We start from the raw sequence: 17243 nt of genomic DNA on the forward strand, positions 1-17243 counted from the left end.
GTGAGATTGGACTCGGCAGTAGAAAACACTATTTTAAACGAGGAGTAAAAAAGGATAATGGTTGTATACACTGTAGGTACATTTGATTTATTGCACGTAGGGCATCTTGCCTTGTTAGAGTACTGTAAAACGTTGGGCGATGTAGTGGCGGTTGGTGTTGCCTCTGATAAAGTGGTGAACTCCTATAAGCCTAATACACCGGTTATTCCCTTAGATCAAAGATTGGAAATGTTAAAGGCCTTGCGCTGCGTTGATATTGTTCAGCCCTACCACGAGTTAGAATATGTTTCTGGCTGCAAAGCAGTAGACGCCGATATTTTTGTGGTGGGTGAAGACTGGGGCAAGAAGCGCCACAATCTTGAAGTGGAAGCCTACTTAAAAAGCCAGGGCAAACAAATTATTCAGGTGCTTTATAATCCGCGCACCTCATCTAGCAGAATTAAAAAGCACACCATCGCGCAAACGGATAAAAATAATTATCTTGAGAAAAGCGTAGCCTAGATACATCACTGTGCTGGCGCCGCAAAGCTATTAATATTGCTTGTGCGCTTGGCAGCGATAAAGCTGTAGCCCCTTCGCTGTTTATATTTGGCATCGCTCGCTCTACACTGCTGGTCTTTACTCAACACTGGGACATATTCCATGAAAGCTATTGCTTATAAAAAATCACTGGCGATTAATGAACCAGAGTCATTAATCGACATCGAACTCCCGCAGCCCATTGCCAACGGGCGCGATTTACTCGTGAAGATCAAGGCAATTGCCGTTAACCCCGTAGATTCCAAAATTCGCCAGAAGGCGGTAAATGAAGACGGTAGCTACAAGGTGATTGGCTGGGACGCCGCCGGCGAAGTGATTGCGGTAGGTGAAGCAGTAACAAAATTTAAGCCTGGTGATGTGGTTTATTATGCCGGCGACCTTACGCGTCAAGGTAGCAATGCCGAGTATCAGCTGGTCGACGAGCGTATTGTGGGTGGTAAACCCAAGAGTTTGTCATTTGCTGAAGCCGCTGCGCTACCGCTGACAACCATCACCGCTTGGGAGTTGTTGTTTGAGCATCTTGCAATAAAGCAGCAAGGCGCGAATTCAACGGACAAATCCGACGAGGTAATTTTGGTGGTGGGCGCAGCAGGTGGCGTCGGTTCTATTTTGATTCAGCTTGCTAAGGCCATTACGGGTGCCACGGTGATCGCCACCGCGTCACGGGCAGGAACTCAAACGTGGGTGAAGTCGCAGGGCGCAGATCATGTTATAGATCACAGCAAGCCACTCCTGCCGCAACTCGAGGCATTAGGAATTAAACAGGTCACTCATATTGCCAGCCTGAACGGCACCGGCAGCTACTTTGACAGCTATCCAGAAATGCTGGCGACCTTTGGCAAAATCGCGATGATTGACGATCCGGCTACGCCGCTAGATGTAATGAAATTAAAAACAAAGAGTCAGTCGCTGCATATCGAGTTTATGTTTGCCCGCTCAATGTACCAAGCGGCCGATATGGACGAGCAGGGCAAGCTGCTAAGCCGCGTGGCCGACCTAGTTGACCAAGCGTATATTAAAACCACTAGTGGCAAAAACCTTGGCACTATCAATGCCAACAATCTCAAAGCGGCCCACGCCGAATTGGAGTCGGGTACGGCGATTGGCAAAATCGTTTTAGAAGGTTTCTGATATAGCAGCAACAATTTAGTCTTTGCTTGCAGTATTGCCGCCGAGTTAGGTCAAGTCTCTCGGCGGCTTTTTCGTATTTGGGCACTTTCCAAGCGCTTTTTCTCAGCTCATTTCTCAGCTTCAGTTGGCACTTTTTATCACCCCTACGTCATTTAACGTAGCCCTCAGGGCATATTGACTAATACCGGATCAAACCGCGATTGCGGATAGTAGCTGCATGGCGAAGGCCGCTTATTACTATTTTGCCTCGGGTGATTGGTGTCGATAAGTCGGTGGTGGTGTCGTCCAGAATTTTCTAAGACTGATCCGGAGAGAAACGATGGCTGAAACAATCATCAAGGTTGACCTTAGCAAGTCGGCTTATGAGAACGATATGATCCACAACCGCTGGCACCCTGATATTCCGATGGTGTCGATGGTCAAGCCCGGCGACGATTTTAAAATTGAGTGCGTAGACTGGACCGGCGGGCAGATTAGCAATAATGATTCCGCAGATGATGTTCGCGATGTTGATTTGAGTAAGGTGCATTTTCTCTCTGGCCCCGTTGGTGTAGAGGGTGCAGAGCCAGGCGATTTATTGGTGGTCGATATTTTAGATATTGGCACCTTCGAAGAAAGTCAGTGGGGTTTTAACGGCTTCTTTTCTAAGCAGAACGGCGGTGGCTTTTTAACCGAGCATTTTCCCGAAGCGCAGAAATCGATTTGGGATTTTAACGGCATGTTCACCAAATCGCGCCATGTGCCGCGGGTGGAGTTTGCGGGTTTGATTCATCCAGGTTTGATTGGCTGCCTGCCATCGAGGGAAATGTTAAACGAGTGGAATACCCGTGAAAAAGCCCTGGTCGACACCGATCCCCATCGGGTTCCGGAATTAGCGACCCTGCCCTATGCCGAAACCGCCCATATGGGGCGTATGACTGGCGAGGCGGCCAAGGCAGCTGCCGCTGAAGGGGCGCGCACGGTGCCACCGCGCGAGCACGGCGGCAACTGCGATATTAAGGATTTGTCGCGGGGCGCGAAGGTATATTTTCCCGTGTATGTAAAAGACGCTGGTCTGAGTGTGGGCGATTTGCACTTTAGTCAGGGCGATGGCGAAATTACTTTTTGCGGCGCAATAGAAATGGCCGGTTGGATTCATTTGCGGGTGAATTTAATCAAGGGCGGTATTGAAAAATACGGTATTAAAAACCCTATATTCAAACCCAGCCCGATCACGCCTAAGTATGATGATTATCTAATTTTTGAAGGTATCTCGGTGGATGAGGGTGGCAAGCAGCACTACCTCGATGTGCATATTGCGTATCGGCAGGCGTGTTTGAATGCCATTGAGTACCTGACTAAGTTCGGTTACACCCGCGCGCAGGCTTACACCATTCTTGGGGTGGCGCCAGTGCAGGGGCATATCAGTGGGGTGGTGGATATTCCAAACGCCTGCGCCACATTATGGCTACCCACCGACATCTTTGATTTTGATCTGCAGCCCAATGCCAATGGACCCACAATCGAGGTCGATGGCAGTAGTGCAGATGTGCCCTTGTCTCCCGATGTGTGACACCGGAGCTGTGACGCCCAATGCGTAACAGTTAATTGATGAGGCACTGCGCGCTGGCTTATTGGGGAATAGGTCAGTGCGTGTAACAACGGGCGAGAGGAGACTAAGCAATGCCTGTATATGATTATAAATGTCAGGACCACGGCCTATTTCATGACTTGGCCAGCATGGCCGAGTCGGCCCTGCCCTGCGCCTGCCCGCAATGCGGCAAGCTCAGTGCGCGGGTGATTATGATACCGCCGCAGGTGTTAGCGATGGCACCGGCCAAGCGTCAGGCGATGGCGCGCAATGAAAAAGCGCTGCATCAGCCGATTATTTCGACACCCGATTCCCGCGAAGACGCGAGTCAGCGTCGCGCTCACGCCGCCGCCAAAAAAGGCTGTGGCTGCGGGAGCAAAGATATTAACCCCGACCGCAGTAGTTTGCGTCAGCAAGCGATATTTCTGCCAGACGGCAGCAAGGTGTTTCCCTCCCAGCGACCCTGGATGATTAGTCACTGAGGTGATTTTGAAATTCTCCTTGGGAAGGGACATTGAAGGAGCCGCGCTGTGGCGTAGCTCCTTCTTTTTTTGGCTGAATTCCTAGTGTAGTGCCGTGTATAGTTTTGCTCGTGGTATTCTTGGCGTGTGTGTAGTGGTTCAGTGTGATACTAGGCGCTGAGCCGTTATTGCTTGCCTTGAATACCAACGAGTTTTTTCATGCACGCTTTTATCCAATCCCTGTTGTTTTCGTTTTCAATTACCGGCCCTATTTTTGTGGTGTTGGCGCTGGGCGCCTACCTCAATCAAATTCGCCTGATTAATGACAACTTCGTCGAGGTCGGTACTAAGCTGGTATTTAATATCACCTTACCGGCGCTGTTGTTTCTAAGTATTAGCCAGACCAGTATTAGTGATACTGCCAATGTGTCTTTGGTGGCCTTCGGTTTAATCGCCACAGTGATAGTGTATTTATTGCTGGAGTTAATGGCGCATTACCTCGTGCCTAAGCGAGAAGATCGCGGGGTGGTGGTGCAGGGCGGCTTTCGCTCAAATTTGGCGATTATTGGCCTAGCCTACTGCGTGAATGCCTATGGCGACACCGGTTTGATTACCGCCTCGCTGTATTTGGGCTTGGTAACTATTTTATATAATATTTTGGCGGTGATTACCCTCAGTCGTTCGCTTAATCGCGCGGGCGGCTGGTCGGCTACCTTAAAAGGCATTGCCCGTAATCCTCTTATTATCAGCATTGTTGGCGCCCTGATCTTTGCGGGATTAGGATGGCGTTTACCCGCCTTGGTACGACATAGCGGCGAGTATTTTGCCCAGCTGACCTTGCCACTGGCGCTATTGTGCACGGGCGCGAGTTTAAATTTTAAGGCATTGCGGGCCGACTTTAGCAGCGCGCTTATCAGTACGGTGTGTAAGTTACTGCTGGTTCCTCTCTTGATAATTTCTGTGGGTGTTACGGTCGGGTTTCGAGGTGTGGAGCTGGGCGTATTGGCGCTGATGTCGTCGGCACCGTCGGCAGCAGCGAGCTATATTATGGTGCGGGCTATGGGTGGAAACTCGGCGCTCGCGGCTAATATTATTGTATTGACTACAGTCGGCTCGCTGCTAACAACCAGTGTAATTATGTTTTTGCTGCGTGGCTTAGGTTTGGTGTGAATGGTGACAGTCGAGGGGAGTAGAGCGCAGTTAGGCGCGCTTCAATTCTTGGCATTTTAGGTAAGCACGTCATCGTAAATTGCTGGCAATAAAGGGCGCCACTACAGGTTTAGCGTAGGGCGCTTTTTTTGAGGTAATTTTGATCTGAATCATGAAGTGCTTAATTAGCACTTGCGTCAACTGCTGTTAGAAAAACACACTAGGACGAACTCTGGTACCACTCCCTAGAAGCAGCCTTATAAACAGCTCGTTAGCGATCACCGACACCTCAGAATTCTACTGCGTTTTTTGCGCGACGAAGTCACTCTCTACGATGATACATTGCGGCAAACTGATCTTACCAATATTCTTGAGGCGCTGGATTATATTAGCGAATATCCACAAGTCTTCCATCATCCAACCGAAGAAGCGGCGATGGATATTCTGGAAGAGCGAAATTTAGGCGACAACAATATGATTCAGCGTATTCGCCACCAACACATTGAAATTGAAAAAGAAACCCGCGAGCTCGTCAAACTGTTTGACATGATTTACAACGATCATGCGGTGCCGATTTCCCGCGTTAAGGAACAGCTCGCCCGCTATTACGACCTTCAGTTTGTCCATCTAGAGACTGAAGACAAGCACATAATGCCTCTCTTTGACCAATATCTGAGCGACGAAGACTGGCAGCGCGTGGCGAGTAAAGTGAAATACATCGACGATCCGCTATTCCATCCCCACTATGTCGAAAGTTATCGCGAGTTAAGTCAGCACTTGGGGTTACGTTAGGCGCCCCGCCGCGGCGAGCTGATATCTGAATAGGTGGTGTGCGAGCGCCAATAATATTGTTTTGACGGCGATCAGTTCGCTGCTTACCGCTAGTTTATTTGCGCTAATTTGGAATCTGTTGCGGGCTTGCCTAATTTCATAAGTGCTTCATAGCAAACCGCGTTCGGTTTGAATGAACCGCAGACTTTAAGTAAATTGCTAAATGACAATTTTATTGCTATGTACGGCTTGCGCAATTTAGAGCCTAGCCATTTACCTGCCGCTCAAGCGCCTTCGCTCATCAAATTTTTTATTTAATGTCTCTTCAGTAAAAGGTTAGCCAATATTATAAAGCTGGCTAGGATTAGTCCTGTAGCTTGAAACCGCTGAACCTTTCCTCATTCATTTCCCGGCTATTGTCTACAGAGTGCGTGGCCAAGTGAGTCAATGAAACTGCGCTCATTTACGCTTAAAACTGTGATTTTTTGTGGGCGCTGCTGTGCAGATACAAGGAGTAGGCCTTGTTGGCTCTTAATGCTAAGTGGCCATTTTCTGCAGGTTTTACTGTATGTGCGGAGCTGCACAATATTAGGACAAAAATAGCTATTACACACAGTTCATTATTTATGTCATTTATATTTTGGTGACGATCGGCGTCCTCGCATATTAATTCTGTTCGTGCTGAAAGGACTTTGGCGTTATTTTTTACAATCGTAAAAACGCTTTTACCTTATAAAAATTGTTGTTTTTGGGTGTTTCCTGAAATTCGTTGGGGTATTTTGGCGAAGCAATATTGCGCTATAAAGGTGTACTCAATTTAATAAGGCTGATAGCATTTGGAAATCAAATGCACGGAGCAATGATAATGACATGGAATGTTGTTTTCAAATTTCGACCGCCACGGTGGCTTAGGCTTGTCTGTCTCTCTACTGTAATATTATTACCTACTTTAGTATGGGCGGACGATGCTGCGCGAGCCGCGATGCAACAGTCCTTGAATGCAGAAGTGTTTGCCGCCCCCTTCGACCCTGGTGATGTTAATAAAGCTAAGGCCTACGCTGAAGAGGCATTAAAGAAAAAAGTTAAACCGGTAGTGACGCCGCCGTCGTACTGGCAGCCTGGGTGGAACTGTGCTCGGCTAACGCGGTACCACGGCTATCAGTACAACCATTACCGAAACTGCATTTATCACCACCGCTATTACGGCCGCTATTGGTAACAGTTAAGTTGCGCATGGACGCGCAACTACTTTGCATCATATTCACAGGGAGCTCATCATCGTGAAACACATCTTGTCCTATGCCTATATTCTTGCCGGTTTGCTGTCGCTGTCCTTGTTGAGCGGCTGTGCTGCTACCAGCGTGGCCCTAGGTAAAAAAGACCTTGAGGTTCAAACTAAGACCAGTACCTCGGTATTTGTCGACCCCGTTAGCCGTGATAAGCGAACGGTATATCTCGACGTGCGCAGTGGCGTAATGGAGTTTGATCGCAACGCTTTTACCCGTGTTATTCGCGAGCAGTTTGCTGCAAGTGACAAGGGCTATCGTATTGTTGATGACCCTGATCAGGCGCATTTCCAAATGCTGGTTTATGTATTGAACCTCGAGGAAGGGAACCTCAGCGCAGCCCAATCAGCATTACAAGAAGGCTATGTTGGTGGCGGCGAGGCTCTTGCGGGCGGTGCGGTAGGTGCGGTGATTGGTGCAAATCGGGGGCATGGTTGGGGTGGCGCCGCGCTGGGGGCAGTTGCCGCATCAGGTTTGTCTATGGTTGCCAACGCCCTTGTTAAAGACGTGACCTTTATGTTGGTTTGCGATATTTCAATTCGCGAGCGGGTAGCTGACGGCGTTTATGTGCGTAGAGATACTCAACTAAATAACCAAGCTTCCGACAGCGGCTCGAGTATGTCGCGGGTGTCAGAGGTCACGGACCGAAAGGATTACCGCACACGCATAGTTACGACTGCCAACAAGGCCAATCTTGAATTGGTGGAAGCTCAGGAATCGATGTTCCAGAAAACAGCTTATGCTATGGCAGGATTCTTTTAACTGTTCGTCATAAAGAGGAAGCGCCCTTTAGTTTTAGAACCTAAAACCTAAGGGTGCTTCAATTTCGCTAGCGACTCAGGCGCGGCTCAATTCCCGTTCAACCCAAGCAAACACGTCGTCGTAATTGGCGGGCAGCAAGGTGTGCAATTCGTTTAAAGCGGTTTGCACAACACGCTTTTGCGGGTGATTGAGGTTGATGTGGCCGAGCTTGCGGCCAGGGCGCACGTCTTTGCCATACCAGTAGCATTGAGTGGCGGGGATTTTTAACCAGCGGGTGTCGCGCTCTACGCCAATGACGTTAATCATCACGCTCTGCCCGCGCACATCGGGCGCCTTTAGCGGTAGGCCACTCACTGCCCGCAAATGCATTTCAAACTGGCTAACGCAGGCGCCGGCCTGAGTCCAGTGGCCGCTATTATGAACTCGTGGTGCCAGTTCATTTACCATCAATGCATCGCCAACTCTAAAGCATTCCATGGCCATCACGCCGACATAGCCGCTGCTGTCCATAATTTTGCCTAGCATCGCTTCGGCCTGTGGCTGAAGGTGACTCACGCGGCTTAGCGGGGCGATCGATGCCATTAAAATACCGTTGACGTGCAAATTGAGGGTCAGCGGGTAAAAGACTTTATTGCCCTCGGCATCCCTTGCGCCCACCAGCGACAATTCTTCGTCAAAGGGGATTTTCTGTTCGGCAATACCGGTGCCTAGCCAATCGGCGGGAATGGCGCCGCCGTCATCTTGATGCAGCCAGTGCTGGCCCTTGCCGTCGTAGCCGCCTTCGCGGCGCTTGAGCAACACGTGGGGGCCAAGGTCTGCGTGCAGGTCTTGGGCGCTGCAGTCGGTATTCACCACTCGCCATGGCGCGGTGCTGATCGCCAAATCGTCGAGCATGGTTTTTTGATGAAAGCGGTCGGCGATGCGGCCGAAGATGTCGGCATTAATAAAGCCGGCTTGGCTGCTCAGGTGGCGAGTCACAGGGGTGTCGGGCCACTGTTCGCGCTCAACGGTAACAACGTCGTGAGCGGCTATTTCAGGTAAGTACTCACTATCAGGCTCAATAGGCTCAACGTTGAGCGCTAGCGGATAAGCGGCCTGTTTTAGCATGGCGCCTAATTGGCCTGCGCCGAGAACCCATACCGTTGGCATTACGCGTCCCTCGGGTCCGGATTGTCGAGCACATCCTGGGTTTGCTTGGCGCGAAAGGCTTCTAATTTGCTCGCAAGTGCGGTGTCATGCAGCGCCAAAATTTGGCAGGCCAGTAGGCCGGCATTAAAAGCGCCTGCACTGCCAATGGCCAAGGTGCCAACCGCAATACCTTTTGGCATTTGGGCGATAGAGAGCAAGCTGTCTACACCGCTAAGGGCGCGGCTTTGTACCGGCACACCTAATACGGGTAATCGCGTTTTGGCGGCAACCATACCTGGTAGGTGTGCTGCGCCGCCTGCGCCAGCAATAATGACCTCGAAGCCACGTGCAATCGCCTGATCGGCAAATTCCATCAGTTTATCGGGGGTGCGGTGGGCAGATACCACTTCGACGTGGTGCTCAACGCCGAGTTCGCTCATGATCTCGGTGGCTGGGCGCATGGTCTCCCAGTCACTTTTTGAACCCATGATCAGGGCAACTTTTGCGGTCATTGCTTGGCTCTCTTCGCGTGAAAGCCGCGTATTATACGGGAATTATCGCCAGAGGCCGAATCTGGACGCAAATCTTGGCAAAAGCGGAATTTTGGGGGGATTCAAAGTTGTCTGTAAAATTAAGAGTTGCTTCCAACATATTGTATTAATTAGAAAAATAAATATGCGGCGGGTGGCGGTGGCAAATCAAAGAAATTGCGCGGCAAGCGGATTTTTGCACCGGCATAGCGATATGTCTTATGGTCTGCTGTGCTTATTGCTGCGTAGAGTGATTAGTGAAGTACTTTTGTAACAAACACCGGCTCGCAGCGCCTAATAATACCACTAGCAAAATACAGGATAGATATGCACGACACTTTGCCTTTATTGGCGCATAGCGACTTTCCGGCGATAGCGCGCCGGCACTTAGATATTTTGCAGGTTAATTTAGGCTATAAGTGCAATCAGCGCTGCCTGCACTGCCATGTAAATGCGGGGCCAACGCGCACCGAAATGATGGCGGCCGATACCTTGGCGTTAATCCCTAAGGTGTTAACGGCGCGGCAAATCAAAACCCTCGATCTAACCGGCGGCGCCCCAGAGCTGCATGAGCAATTTCGCGAGCTGGTAAGCGCGGCATCGGCATTGGGGGTAAAGGTGATTGATCGCTGCAACCTCACCATCTTATTTGAGCCCGGCCAAGATGGCTTGGCGGAATTTTTGGCGGCCCACAAAGTGGAAATTGTGGCCTCGCTGCCGTGTTACTCCCTAGAAAATGTCGATGCCCAGCGCGGCGAAGGGGTATTCGATAAGAGTATTGCCGGCTTGCAACTGCTCAATTCACTGGGTTATGGCAAAGCGGGCTCTGGCCTAACGCTGAATTTGGTATACAACCCCCAGGGGCCATCGTTGCCGCCCAATCAACAAGCGCTGGAAGCGGATTACCGCCGCGAGCTAATGGCGCATTTTGGCATTGAATTTAATCACCTCTTTGCGCTGGCCAATATGCCTATAAAGCGCTTTGGCTCTACCCTTGTTTCAAAGGGGCAATTCGCGCCGTATATGGATTTATTAAAAACCAATTACAGCGCTGCTAATTTAGACTCGGTGATGTGCCGTAATTTAGTGAGTGTGGATTGGCTGGGAAATTTATACGACTGCGATTTTAATCAGCAACTGGAATTGCCGCTGCCGAACCAGGCCGTGCGGCATCTGCGTGATTTGCTAGTGTCTAATTTAGATGGCGATGAAATTGCGATAGCAGACCACTGCTTTGGCTGCACGGCGGGTCAGGGCAGCAGCTGCGGTGGCGCGCTGTAAATAGTCTTAACATTATAATAGGTGGCGTATGCACGATCTCGTTCAAGATTATTACGGCAAACAATTACAGAGTTCTGCCGATTTAAAAACCACCGCCTGCTGCGACTTTACTGCGATGCCAGATTGGCTAAAGCCCTTATTAAGTAATATTCACGACGACGTGCTCTCGCGCTATTACGGCTGTGGCTTGGTTTGTCCGCCACTCTTGGAAGGTTGCCGAGTATTGGATTTAGGCTGCGGCAGTGGCCGCGATGTATACGCGCTGGCGCAAATGGTGGGCGCTAGTGGCGAAGTGGTGGGGGTGGATATGACCGATGAACAACTCGCCATCGCCACGCAATATCAAGGCTACCACGCCGACAAATTCGGTTTTGATAATGTACGTTTTATAAAAGGTTTTATTGAAAAACTCGACGAGCTGGATTTGGCCGCGGGCAGCTTCGATGTGGTGGTTTCGAATTGCGTTATAAATTTATCGCCAGACAAAGATGCGGTGTTGCGAAGCGTTAAACGCCTATTAAAGCCCGGTGGCGAATTTTATTTTTCTGATGTTTATGCTGATCGGCGTATACCCGAAACGGTAAAAAATGATCCGGTACTGTACGGCGAATGTTTGGGCGGCGCCTTGTATTGGAATGATTTTATTCAATTAGCCAAACGCCAGGGATTTAGTGATTCGCGCTTGGTAGAAGACCGTCCCTTAGATATTACTGATCCTGTGCTTGCCGCGCGCTGCGGAAATATTCAATTCTTTTCGGCAACGTATCGTCTTTTTAATCTGGATGCCTTAGAAAGTGATTGCGAGGATTACGGGCAGGCGGTTGTATATCGAGGCAGCATTGCGGGAAGTCCTCATCGTTTTGTACTTGATAAACACCACAATATTCAGATCGGCAAAGTCTTCCCCGTTTGTGGTAATACTTGGCGAATGCTGCACGACACTCGTTTTTCATCGCACTTTGATTTTGTGGGCGACTTTAGCCGCCACTACGGTATTTTTGAGGGCTGCGGCGTGGGATTACCCTTTGATGTGGCTGGGCTTGATGGCGGTGTTGCCTGCTGTTGAGGCAAGTATTCGTTCGCCATTTCCAGCTGTTCTGAATCCTGCCGTTTTTCTACTTTGTGCTGATCTTCGTCATTGCCGATTTTCCAATAGCTAGAAATATACAGCTGAGATTTGCCTAGTTGCCGTGTTTGTTTCAGGTACTTGCGCAGCTGGCGCATAGAGCTGAATTCACAGGCGACCCACGCTGAAACCTTGCCAGGTAACCACGTTAAACTTGCCACGTAATTTAGCAGCGCGTCACTGCTGGAATCTGCGTGGGGCTTGATGAGCCAGTGCACTTCTAAGTTCTCTCTTGGCGCTAGAGTTGGAATGTCGCGCTCGTCGAGCACTTCAATAACAACATAGCCACGGGCATCTTGCGGCAGCAGTGCCATATTGACGCTTATCGCTGGCAGCGCGGTCATATCGCCAACCATCAGAAACCAATCGGCCCCAGTGTCGATGATATTTTTTGGCCCAGGCCCGCCAACTAAAATTTGATCTCCTTTTTGAGCAGTGCGCGCCCATGCCGAGGCAGGGCCTGCGGCTTCGTGAATAACGAAATCCACATCAATTTCCCGTTCCCGTTGATGGCGCACCGTGTAGGTTCGCATTAAGGGGCGCGCGGCATTAGGCCGCGGAAAAATCAGCTTTATATACGCGCTCTCTTGGTCGGCGGGAAAGCTCGCGATGCCCTCGCCACCAAGGGTCACTCGGCGCATGTGCGGGCTAAGTTGGCAGCTGCGGATTACTTCAAGTGTTCTCGGTGCTGGTTTGCTCATTGCTATGCTCCCCTCATTGCGCGGTGTTTTCGCTGAGATTGCTAATCATGGTGTTTGCGATACGAATAAATACGGCTATCTCTTCGTCGCTAATATTGGCGGTCATGGTTTTACGGGTTTGCTGCTCTACGGTGTCGAGCTGTGAGACGATCTTCTCGCCCTTTGTGGTCAGTCGGAGTAGCTGGCTTCTGCGGTCGGCGGGATTGTCTATTTTGCTAATGAAGTCCTCTTGGTGTAGCTCGTTTAGCACCCGAGTAATTTGCGCCTTGTCGCGCTGCATGCGTTGCGCAATCGATTGCGCAGTGCAGTGTGGGTTGTGGCGAATGCCTTTTAGTGCACGAATATGCGTGACTGGCAGCGGAATTTGCTGGGTTTTAATGCCTGAGCGTAGCCCCAACTTGTAGGCATGGGTAAGGCTGTGCAAAATTTCGTTGAGTGCTTGTACGGGCATGCTGCAATCTCGATCTGGTTGATAAAATCAACTATATTTAGTTTTGTTGACGGTGTCAACTAGTTTGCTGTTGTGGCAGGCGCAGTTATTATTGCTGGGCGTCGGTGGTCAAGAGAATATCTTGCTTGTTTATCGCCATCGTAATTGCCGTACACTATGGGGAATAATATAAATAGCTATGATTAGATAGCGGGCCGAATTGGAGGTGAATATGAAAATGCGTGAATTGGGACGAACGGGTATCAGTGTTAGCGAAATTTGCTTGGGCACCATGACTTGGGGGCAGCAAAACACCCAAGACGAGGCCTTTGAGCAAATGGACTATGCTGTGTCGCAAGGCATTAACTTTTTTGACACCGCAGAAATGTACCCAGTGCCGCCCATTGCCGAAACTCAGGGACGCACAGAACAATATATTGGCGAATGGTTTAAACAGGGCGGCAAGCGCAGCGATATAGTGCTGGCGACCAAGGCGGCTGGTCCTGGCCACGCTCATATTCGCGATGCCAAGCCGTTAAATCGCGCGGGAATTTTGGCGGCGTTTGAAGGCAATTTAGCGCGACTGCAAACCGATTATGTCGATTTATATCAAATACACTGGCCTAATCGCTCGGCCAATTATTTTGGCAAGCTAGGGTATCAGCACACTGATGGCGATGCTGAGCCGGCGATCCACGAGATTTTAGAAACCCTCGCCGAGCTGGTTGATGGTGGGCAGGTGAGGGCGGTGGGTATCAGCAATGAAACCCCATGGGGGCTAATGAGTTATTTGCGCTTGGCTGAACAGTACGGCCTGCCCCGTGTGGCCAGTATTCAAAACCCCTATAGCTTACTGAACCGCACCTTTGAGATTGGTTTGGCAGAAATGGCCATTCGTGAACACGTTGGTCTGCTGGCTTATTCGCCACTGGCGTTTGGTATGCTGAGTGGCAAATATCGCCATGGCGCCCGTCCGGCAGATGCCCGTATTACCTTATTTGAGCGCTTCCAGCGCTATAGTAATGCCCTGACTGACGCAGCAACTGAAGAGTATATTGCACTGGCCGAGCAACACGGTTTATCAACCGCGCAAATGAGCTTGGCTTTTGTTAATCAGCAGCGCTTCGTGACCAGCACTATTATTGGCGCGACCACCATGGCGCAGCTTAAAGAAAATATTGCCAGTGTTGATTTGTGTTTGAGTGAAGAGGTGTTGAAGGGTATAGCAGGTATTCATCGGCGCATAGCGAATCCGGCGCCATAATAGTATGGTGCCGGCCTAGCGGAATAAACGATAAGAAAAATAAAGCGTGTGCTGTCAAGGAGGACAAACCATGCCTATATCGATCTCGCAAATTGAAGGTCAAATTTATTTTTTTTCACAAAGTTTACATGGCCAGCATCGCGAAACCTTAACCCGTAATATCGATTCACTACGGTCCGCCATTAAAGGCGTTTGTGACAGGCAGCCTTTCGATATTATTGCGATGGTGGTTTTACCCGAACAAGTGCACTGCATTTGGAGTTTGCCGCCGGGCGATGAGGGTAGCTCTCAGCGCTGGACGCAATTTAAGGCTTTGTTTTTAAATAATCTATCTCCCGACGAAGTTCGCAGTCGCAATAGATTGCACCGTCGTAAGCAGAGCGTTTGGTCGCGAAAATACCATGAATTTCAAATTCAAAGTCAGCGGGAATTACTTCGGTATATTGATTTTATTCACTACGCCCCGCTCAAACACGGGCTGGTTGAACGTGTAGCGGATTGGCCCTATTCGAGCTTTCATCGCTATGTGCGCAATCACTTGTTAGCCGAAGACTGGTGCGCAAGTCCAGAGGACGAACTGGTGTTGGAGGGAGCTGAGCCAGTGGGGCGGCCTTAGCTGGCTACCCCACGGGCGAGTTTACGCTCGAGAGATACGGCTTAATACGGCTTTAAGATAGCGGGTTTCTGGAATAGCTGAATGAACGGGGTGATCCATACCCTGCATGCCTTCGGCAAGAATTTGGGCGTGACGGTCAATATGTCTTGCCGAGGCGCGCACTAAATCCAGCAGCTCTTCGCGGGGCATGTGCATAGAGCAAGAGCCAGAGATGAGAAAGCCGCCATCATTGAGCAGGCGCATGGCCATCTCGTTAATGCGCCGATAGGCGAGCATTCCCTCTTTTTGATCTTTTTTGCGTTTGATAAACGCCGGTGGGTCAACAATGATCACGTCAAAGCGCTCGTCGGCTTCTTTGAGTGATTTTAAGGTGGTGAAGGCATCGCCCTGTACGGTGCTGAGCTTGTCGGCCACACCATTGAGCTCGGCATTTTTGTGAACCATGTCTAGCGCGCTTTCAGAAATATCGGCGCACCACACGTCGTCGGCGCCAAACACTGCGGCCTGCACCCCAAAGCTACCCACATAACTAAAGACGTCGAGCACCCGCTTGCCAGGCACAATATTGCGCAGCCACTCGCGGTTGGGGCGCTGGTCGTAGAACCAACCAGTTTTTTGGCCGGCGGCCAGCGGCGCTAAAAAGCGCACGCCATTTTCAATCAGCTCAACTTCTTCGGGCACTTCGCCGTAGGCGGTGACCACTTCCAGCGGCAGGCCTTCGAGCTTGCGAACCGACGCATCATTGCGCAGGAGTATGGATGTGGGTTGCAACATGCGAACTAAGGCTTCAATAACAACATCGCGCATGGCATCCATACCGGCGGTATTGAGCTGTACACACAGGTGGTCGCCAAAGCGGTCAACCACAAGGCCGGGCAGCAAATCGCTTTCGCCATAAATGAGCCGGTAGCAGGGCTGATCAAACAATTGCTCGCGCAGGGCGAGCGCCGATTTAATCCGCTTTTTAAGGGTGTTGAGGTCAACAGGACGTTCGTCGTTGGTCATCATACGGGCGCAAATAAGCGACTGTGGATTGACATAGGCAACGCCCATAACTTTGCCCTGCTGGTTTTCAACCACCACTTGTTCGCCAGCGCTGAAGTTGCGCAGCGGCGTTGCGGTGGTGTCGACCTCGTTGCTGTAAATCCACAAATGGCCGCTGCGCAGGCGTTTGTCTTCATTTTTGGCGAGGCGTAGGCGTTGGAGGCTCATAGTGTATTCCTGGGCAGGGCGATGAATTCGGGGGGCATTATCGTCGATATCGCAGGCGAGGTGAAACTTTTCAGGTATATGGGCTTTTCTGCGCTTGAATAAGCAAATTGCGGGGGCTGAGAGTGGGACTGCAAAACTCGCTGAGCGTGCACTGGTAGCCATTTTCTTGCAGGAATAGCAGGCTGTCGAGTACGCAGCGCAATTCAAGTGCGCGGCGAAATGCCATGCGAACTAAGTCGATCGCTTCGGCGCGGTGCAGCTGTTGCCAACCGGCTTGTTCAGCGTTGGCCAACTCGGTCGGGAGTGTGATGTTTATGTTTTTTTTGTCGAGCAGCGCTTGGGCGAACTCACCAAAACTGCGTTTGCTCCAGTGCTGCGGCAGGCTTGGCAGTGGCGTGGTTTTGGCTATGCCGAGTTGGGGCAGCAATTCGCGAAGACCTAAATGCCAGGCTTGCAAGGTTCTGCGGGCTTGGGTTTCACCGCTGCGCGCGGTATTGGTTTGCCGCACCGCACTGCGCAAATCATGGTTGCTGATGCGCAGTGTAGAGGCCTTTAATTGCCGCGATAGCGGCTCATAGTTTTCGGTAAAGCGATGATAGCAACAGGGCGCCAAGCTCAGCTGGGGGCCGCTGTGCTCGACCGCAAGGCTGAGCAGGCGCTGGTGTAAACCACCACAGGCGTGCAGGGCAACAAGGTGCTGGGTTGGTGAAAGCTGCTGATGAACGTCATCAGATAACACGTCGCAGCGAATGATTTGGCGCAGTGGCGTACTTCCTTGGGCGCGGGCATTGCCTGCCGCAACCAGCTGCGTATCAATTTCTAGCGCGGTTATCGGCAGTTGGTAGCGCCGGTGAATGGCCTCGCCTAAATAGCTTTTGCCAGAGCACCATTCCAGAACCGGTCGATGCATGGCGGCTTGGGCGGCAAGGAATGCGTTGATTTGCTGCCATTTACGGCCAGGTATACCCGCGGGTGGTTCTTGGGGATGTAAGTTTGGGCAGATGGGCGCTAACCCTATGAGTTCAATGAGTTCGGCTGCGGGCGAAAAGTAGGGCTTTAATGCATGCAGTAGCGCGTGGTCGTCTCCCTGCAAATACGGTATGTCGGTATGGCTGAGGGTTTGTAAATAATCGGTTAGCGCGCTGTGATCGCCGAGGTGCGGGGCCGCCGCGCCAGAATAGGCATTGAATTGCCAACACGCTTGGTAGCGCAGCAGTAGGGCGTCTAGCCGTGAGGCACAAAGGGCGAAGTCCATAATGTCCAGCAGGAAAATTTGGCCATTATA

Annotated in this window: 17 protein-coding genes and 1 pseudogene; 12 read left to right on the top strand and 6 right to left on the bottom strand. The window is 50.8% G+C overall.

The genetic code is table 11. The features are described from left to right. Positions 1 to 57: 57 nt before the first annotated feature. The 8 genes and pseudogenes from P1U47_RS08375 (at position 58) to P1U47_RS08410 (ending at position 7670) form a co-directional block, all read left to right on the top strand. The gene (locus P1U47_RS08375; RefSeq protein ID WP_301028286.1) at positions 58 to 501 is read left to right on the top strand and encodes an adenylyltransferase/cytidyltransferase family protein; all 444 of its coding nucleotides are present in this window, start codon (positions 58 to 60) and stop codon (positions 499 to 501) included. Between the two features lie 141 nt (positions 502 to 642). Continuing rightward, positions 643 to 1671 carry a zinc-binding alcohol dehydrogenase family protein gene (locus P1U47_RS08380; RefSeq protein WP_301028288.1) on the top strand — a complete coding sequence of 343 codons (1029 nt, stop codon included), beginning with the start codon at positions 643 to 645 and terminating at the stop codon, positions 1669 to 1671. Positions 1672 to 1990: 319 nt separating this feature from the next. Further along, the gene (fmdA, locus tag P1U47_RS08385) at positions 1991 to 3223 is read left to right on the top strand and encodes a formamidase (protein ID WP_301028289.1); all 1233 of its coding nucleotides are present in this window, start codon (positions 1991 to 1993) and stop codon (positions 3221 to 3223) included. A 110-nt stretch (positions 3224 to 3333) separates the two neighbouring features. Continuing rightward, on the top strand, positions 3334 to 3723 hold the full coding sequence (locus P1U47_RS08390; protein WP_301028290.1) for a zinc ribbon domain-containing protein: 390 nt from the start codon (positions 3334 to 3336) through the stop codon (positions 3721 to 3723). Between the two features lie 198 nt (positions 3724 to 3921). Next, positions 3922 to 4872 (top strand): AEC family transporter, encoded by a 951-nt coding sequence (locus P1U47_RS08395; RefSeq protein WP_301028292.1) that lies wholly within the window; start codon positions 3922 to 3924, stop codon positions 4870 to 4872. 246 nt (positions 4873 to 5118) lie between these two features. Then, positions 5119 to 5643 (top strand): annotated as a pseudogene (locus P1U47_RS08400) (hemerythrin domain-containing protein); the annotation flags it as partial. Positions 5644 to 6604: 961 nt separating this feature from the next. Next, a complete protein-coding gene (locus P1U47_RS08405) occupies positions 6605 to 6841 on the top strand; it encodes a hypothetical protein (protein WP_301028294.1) in 237 nt (78 codons plus the stop codon). Positions 6842 to 6902: 61 nt separating this feature from the next. Then, positions 6903 to 7670, top strand: coding sequence for a complement resistance protein TraT (locus P1U47_RS08410; protein ID WP_301028296.1), 768 nt, complete (start codon positions 6903 to 6905; stop codon positions 7668 to 7670). Positions 7671 to 7745: 75 nt separating this feature from the next. Here P1U47_RS08410 and purK read toward each other — a convergent pair whose 3' ends face one another. Then, positions 7746 to 8819 carry a 5-(carboxyamino)imidazole ribonucleotide synthase gene (purK, locus tag P1U47_RS08415; protein WP_301028298.1) on the bottom strand — a complete coding sequence of 358 codons (1074 nt, stop codon included), beginning with the start codon at positions 8817 to 8819 and terminating at the stop codon, positions 7746 to 7748. Next, positions 8819 to 9310, bottom strand: a complete 492-nt coding sequence (gene purE / locus P1U47_RS08420) for a 5-(carboxyamino)imidazole ribonucleotide mutase (protein WP_301028300.1) — start codon at positions 9308 to 9310, stop codon at positions 8819 to 8821. Before purE ends, purK begins: the two co-directional genes overlap by 1 nt. A gap of 345 nt (positions 9311 to 9655) precedes the next feature. On the opposite strand from purE, the gene arsS reads away from it, so the two are divergent. Both arsS and P1U47_RS08430 read left to right on the top strand, forming a co-directional pair. Next, entirely contained in the window at positions 9656 to 10609 is a 954-nt protein-coding gene (arsS, locus tag P1U47_RS08425) for an arsenosugar biosynthesis radical SAM (seleno)protein ArsS (protein ID WP_301028302.1), read from the top strand. 28 nt (positions 10610 to 10637) lie between these two features. Next, entirely contained in the window at positions 10638 to 11675 is a 1038-nt protein-coding gene (locus P1U47_RS08430; RefSeq protein WP_301028304.1) for a methyltransferase domain-containing protein, read from the top strand. Here the strand turns inward: P1U47_RS08430 and P1U47_RS08435 are convergent. Continuing rightward, positions 11597 to 12436: a siderophore-interacting protein gene (locus P1U47_RS08435; protein ID WP_301028305.1), complete on the bottom strand. Its 840-nt coding sequence runs from the start codon at positions 12434 to 12436 to the stop codon at positions 11597 to 11599. The genes P1U47_RS08430 and P1U47_RS08435 overlap by 79 nt on opposite strands. A 13-nt stretch (positions 12437 to 12449) precedes the next feature. After that, the gene (locus P1U47_RS08440; RefSeq protein WP_301028307.1) at positions 12450 to 12887 is read right to left on the bottom strand and encodes a MarR family transcriptional regulator; all 438 of its coding nucleotides are present in this window, start codon (positions 12885 to 12887) and stop codon (positions 12450 to 12452) included. Positions 12888 to 13098: 211 nt separating this feature from the next. On the opposite strand from P1U47_RS08440, the gene P1U47_RS08445 reads away from it, so the two are divergent. Beyond that, positions 13099 to 14130 (top strand): NADP(H)-dependent aldo-keto reductase, encoded by a 1032-nt coding sequence (locus P1U47_RS08445; protein WP_301028310.1) that lies wholly within the window; start codon positions 13099 to 13101, stop codon positions 14128 to 14130. Positions 14131 to 14200: 70 nt separating this feature from the next. After that, positions 14201 to 14746 carry a transposase gene (locus tag P1U47_RS08450; RefSeq protein WP_301028313.1) on the top strand — a complete coding sequence of 182 codons (546 nt, stop codon included), beginning with the start codon at positions 14201 to 14203 and terminating at the stop codon, positions 14744 to 14746. A 21-nt stretch (positions 14747 to 14767) separates the two neighbouring features. On the opposite strand, the gene P1U47_RS08455 is transcribed toward P1U47_RS08450, so the two are convergent. Both P1U47_RS08455 and P1U47_RS08460 read right to left on the bottom strand, forming a co-directional pair. Next, entirely contained in the window at positions 14768 to 15958 is a 1191-nt protein-coding gene (locus tag P1U47_RS08455) for a class I SAM-dependent rRNA methyltransferase (RefSeq protein ID WP_301028315.1), read from the bottom strand. Positions 15959 to 16028: 70 nt separating this feature from the next. Then, positions 16029 to 17213, bottom strand: coding sequence for a methyltransferase (locus P1U47_RS08460; RefSeq protein WP_301028317.1), 1185 nt, complete (start codon positions 17211 to 17213; stop codon positions 16029 to 16031). Between the last annotated feature and the right edge of the window lie 30 nt (positions 17214 to 17243).

The organism is Zhongshania sp., from assembly GCF_029212375.1.
Lineage (GTDB): Bacteria > Pseudomonadota > Gammaproteobacteria > Pseudomonadales > Spongiibacteraceae > Spongiibacter.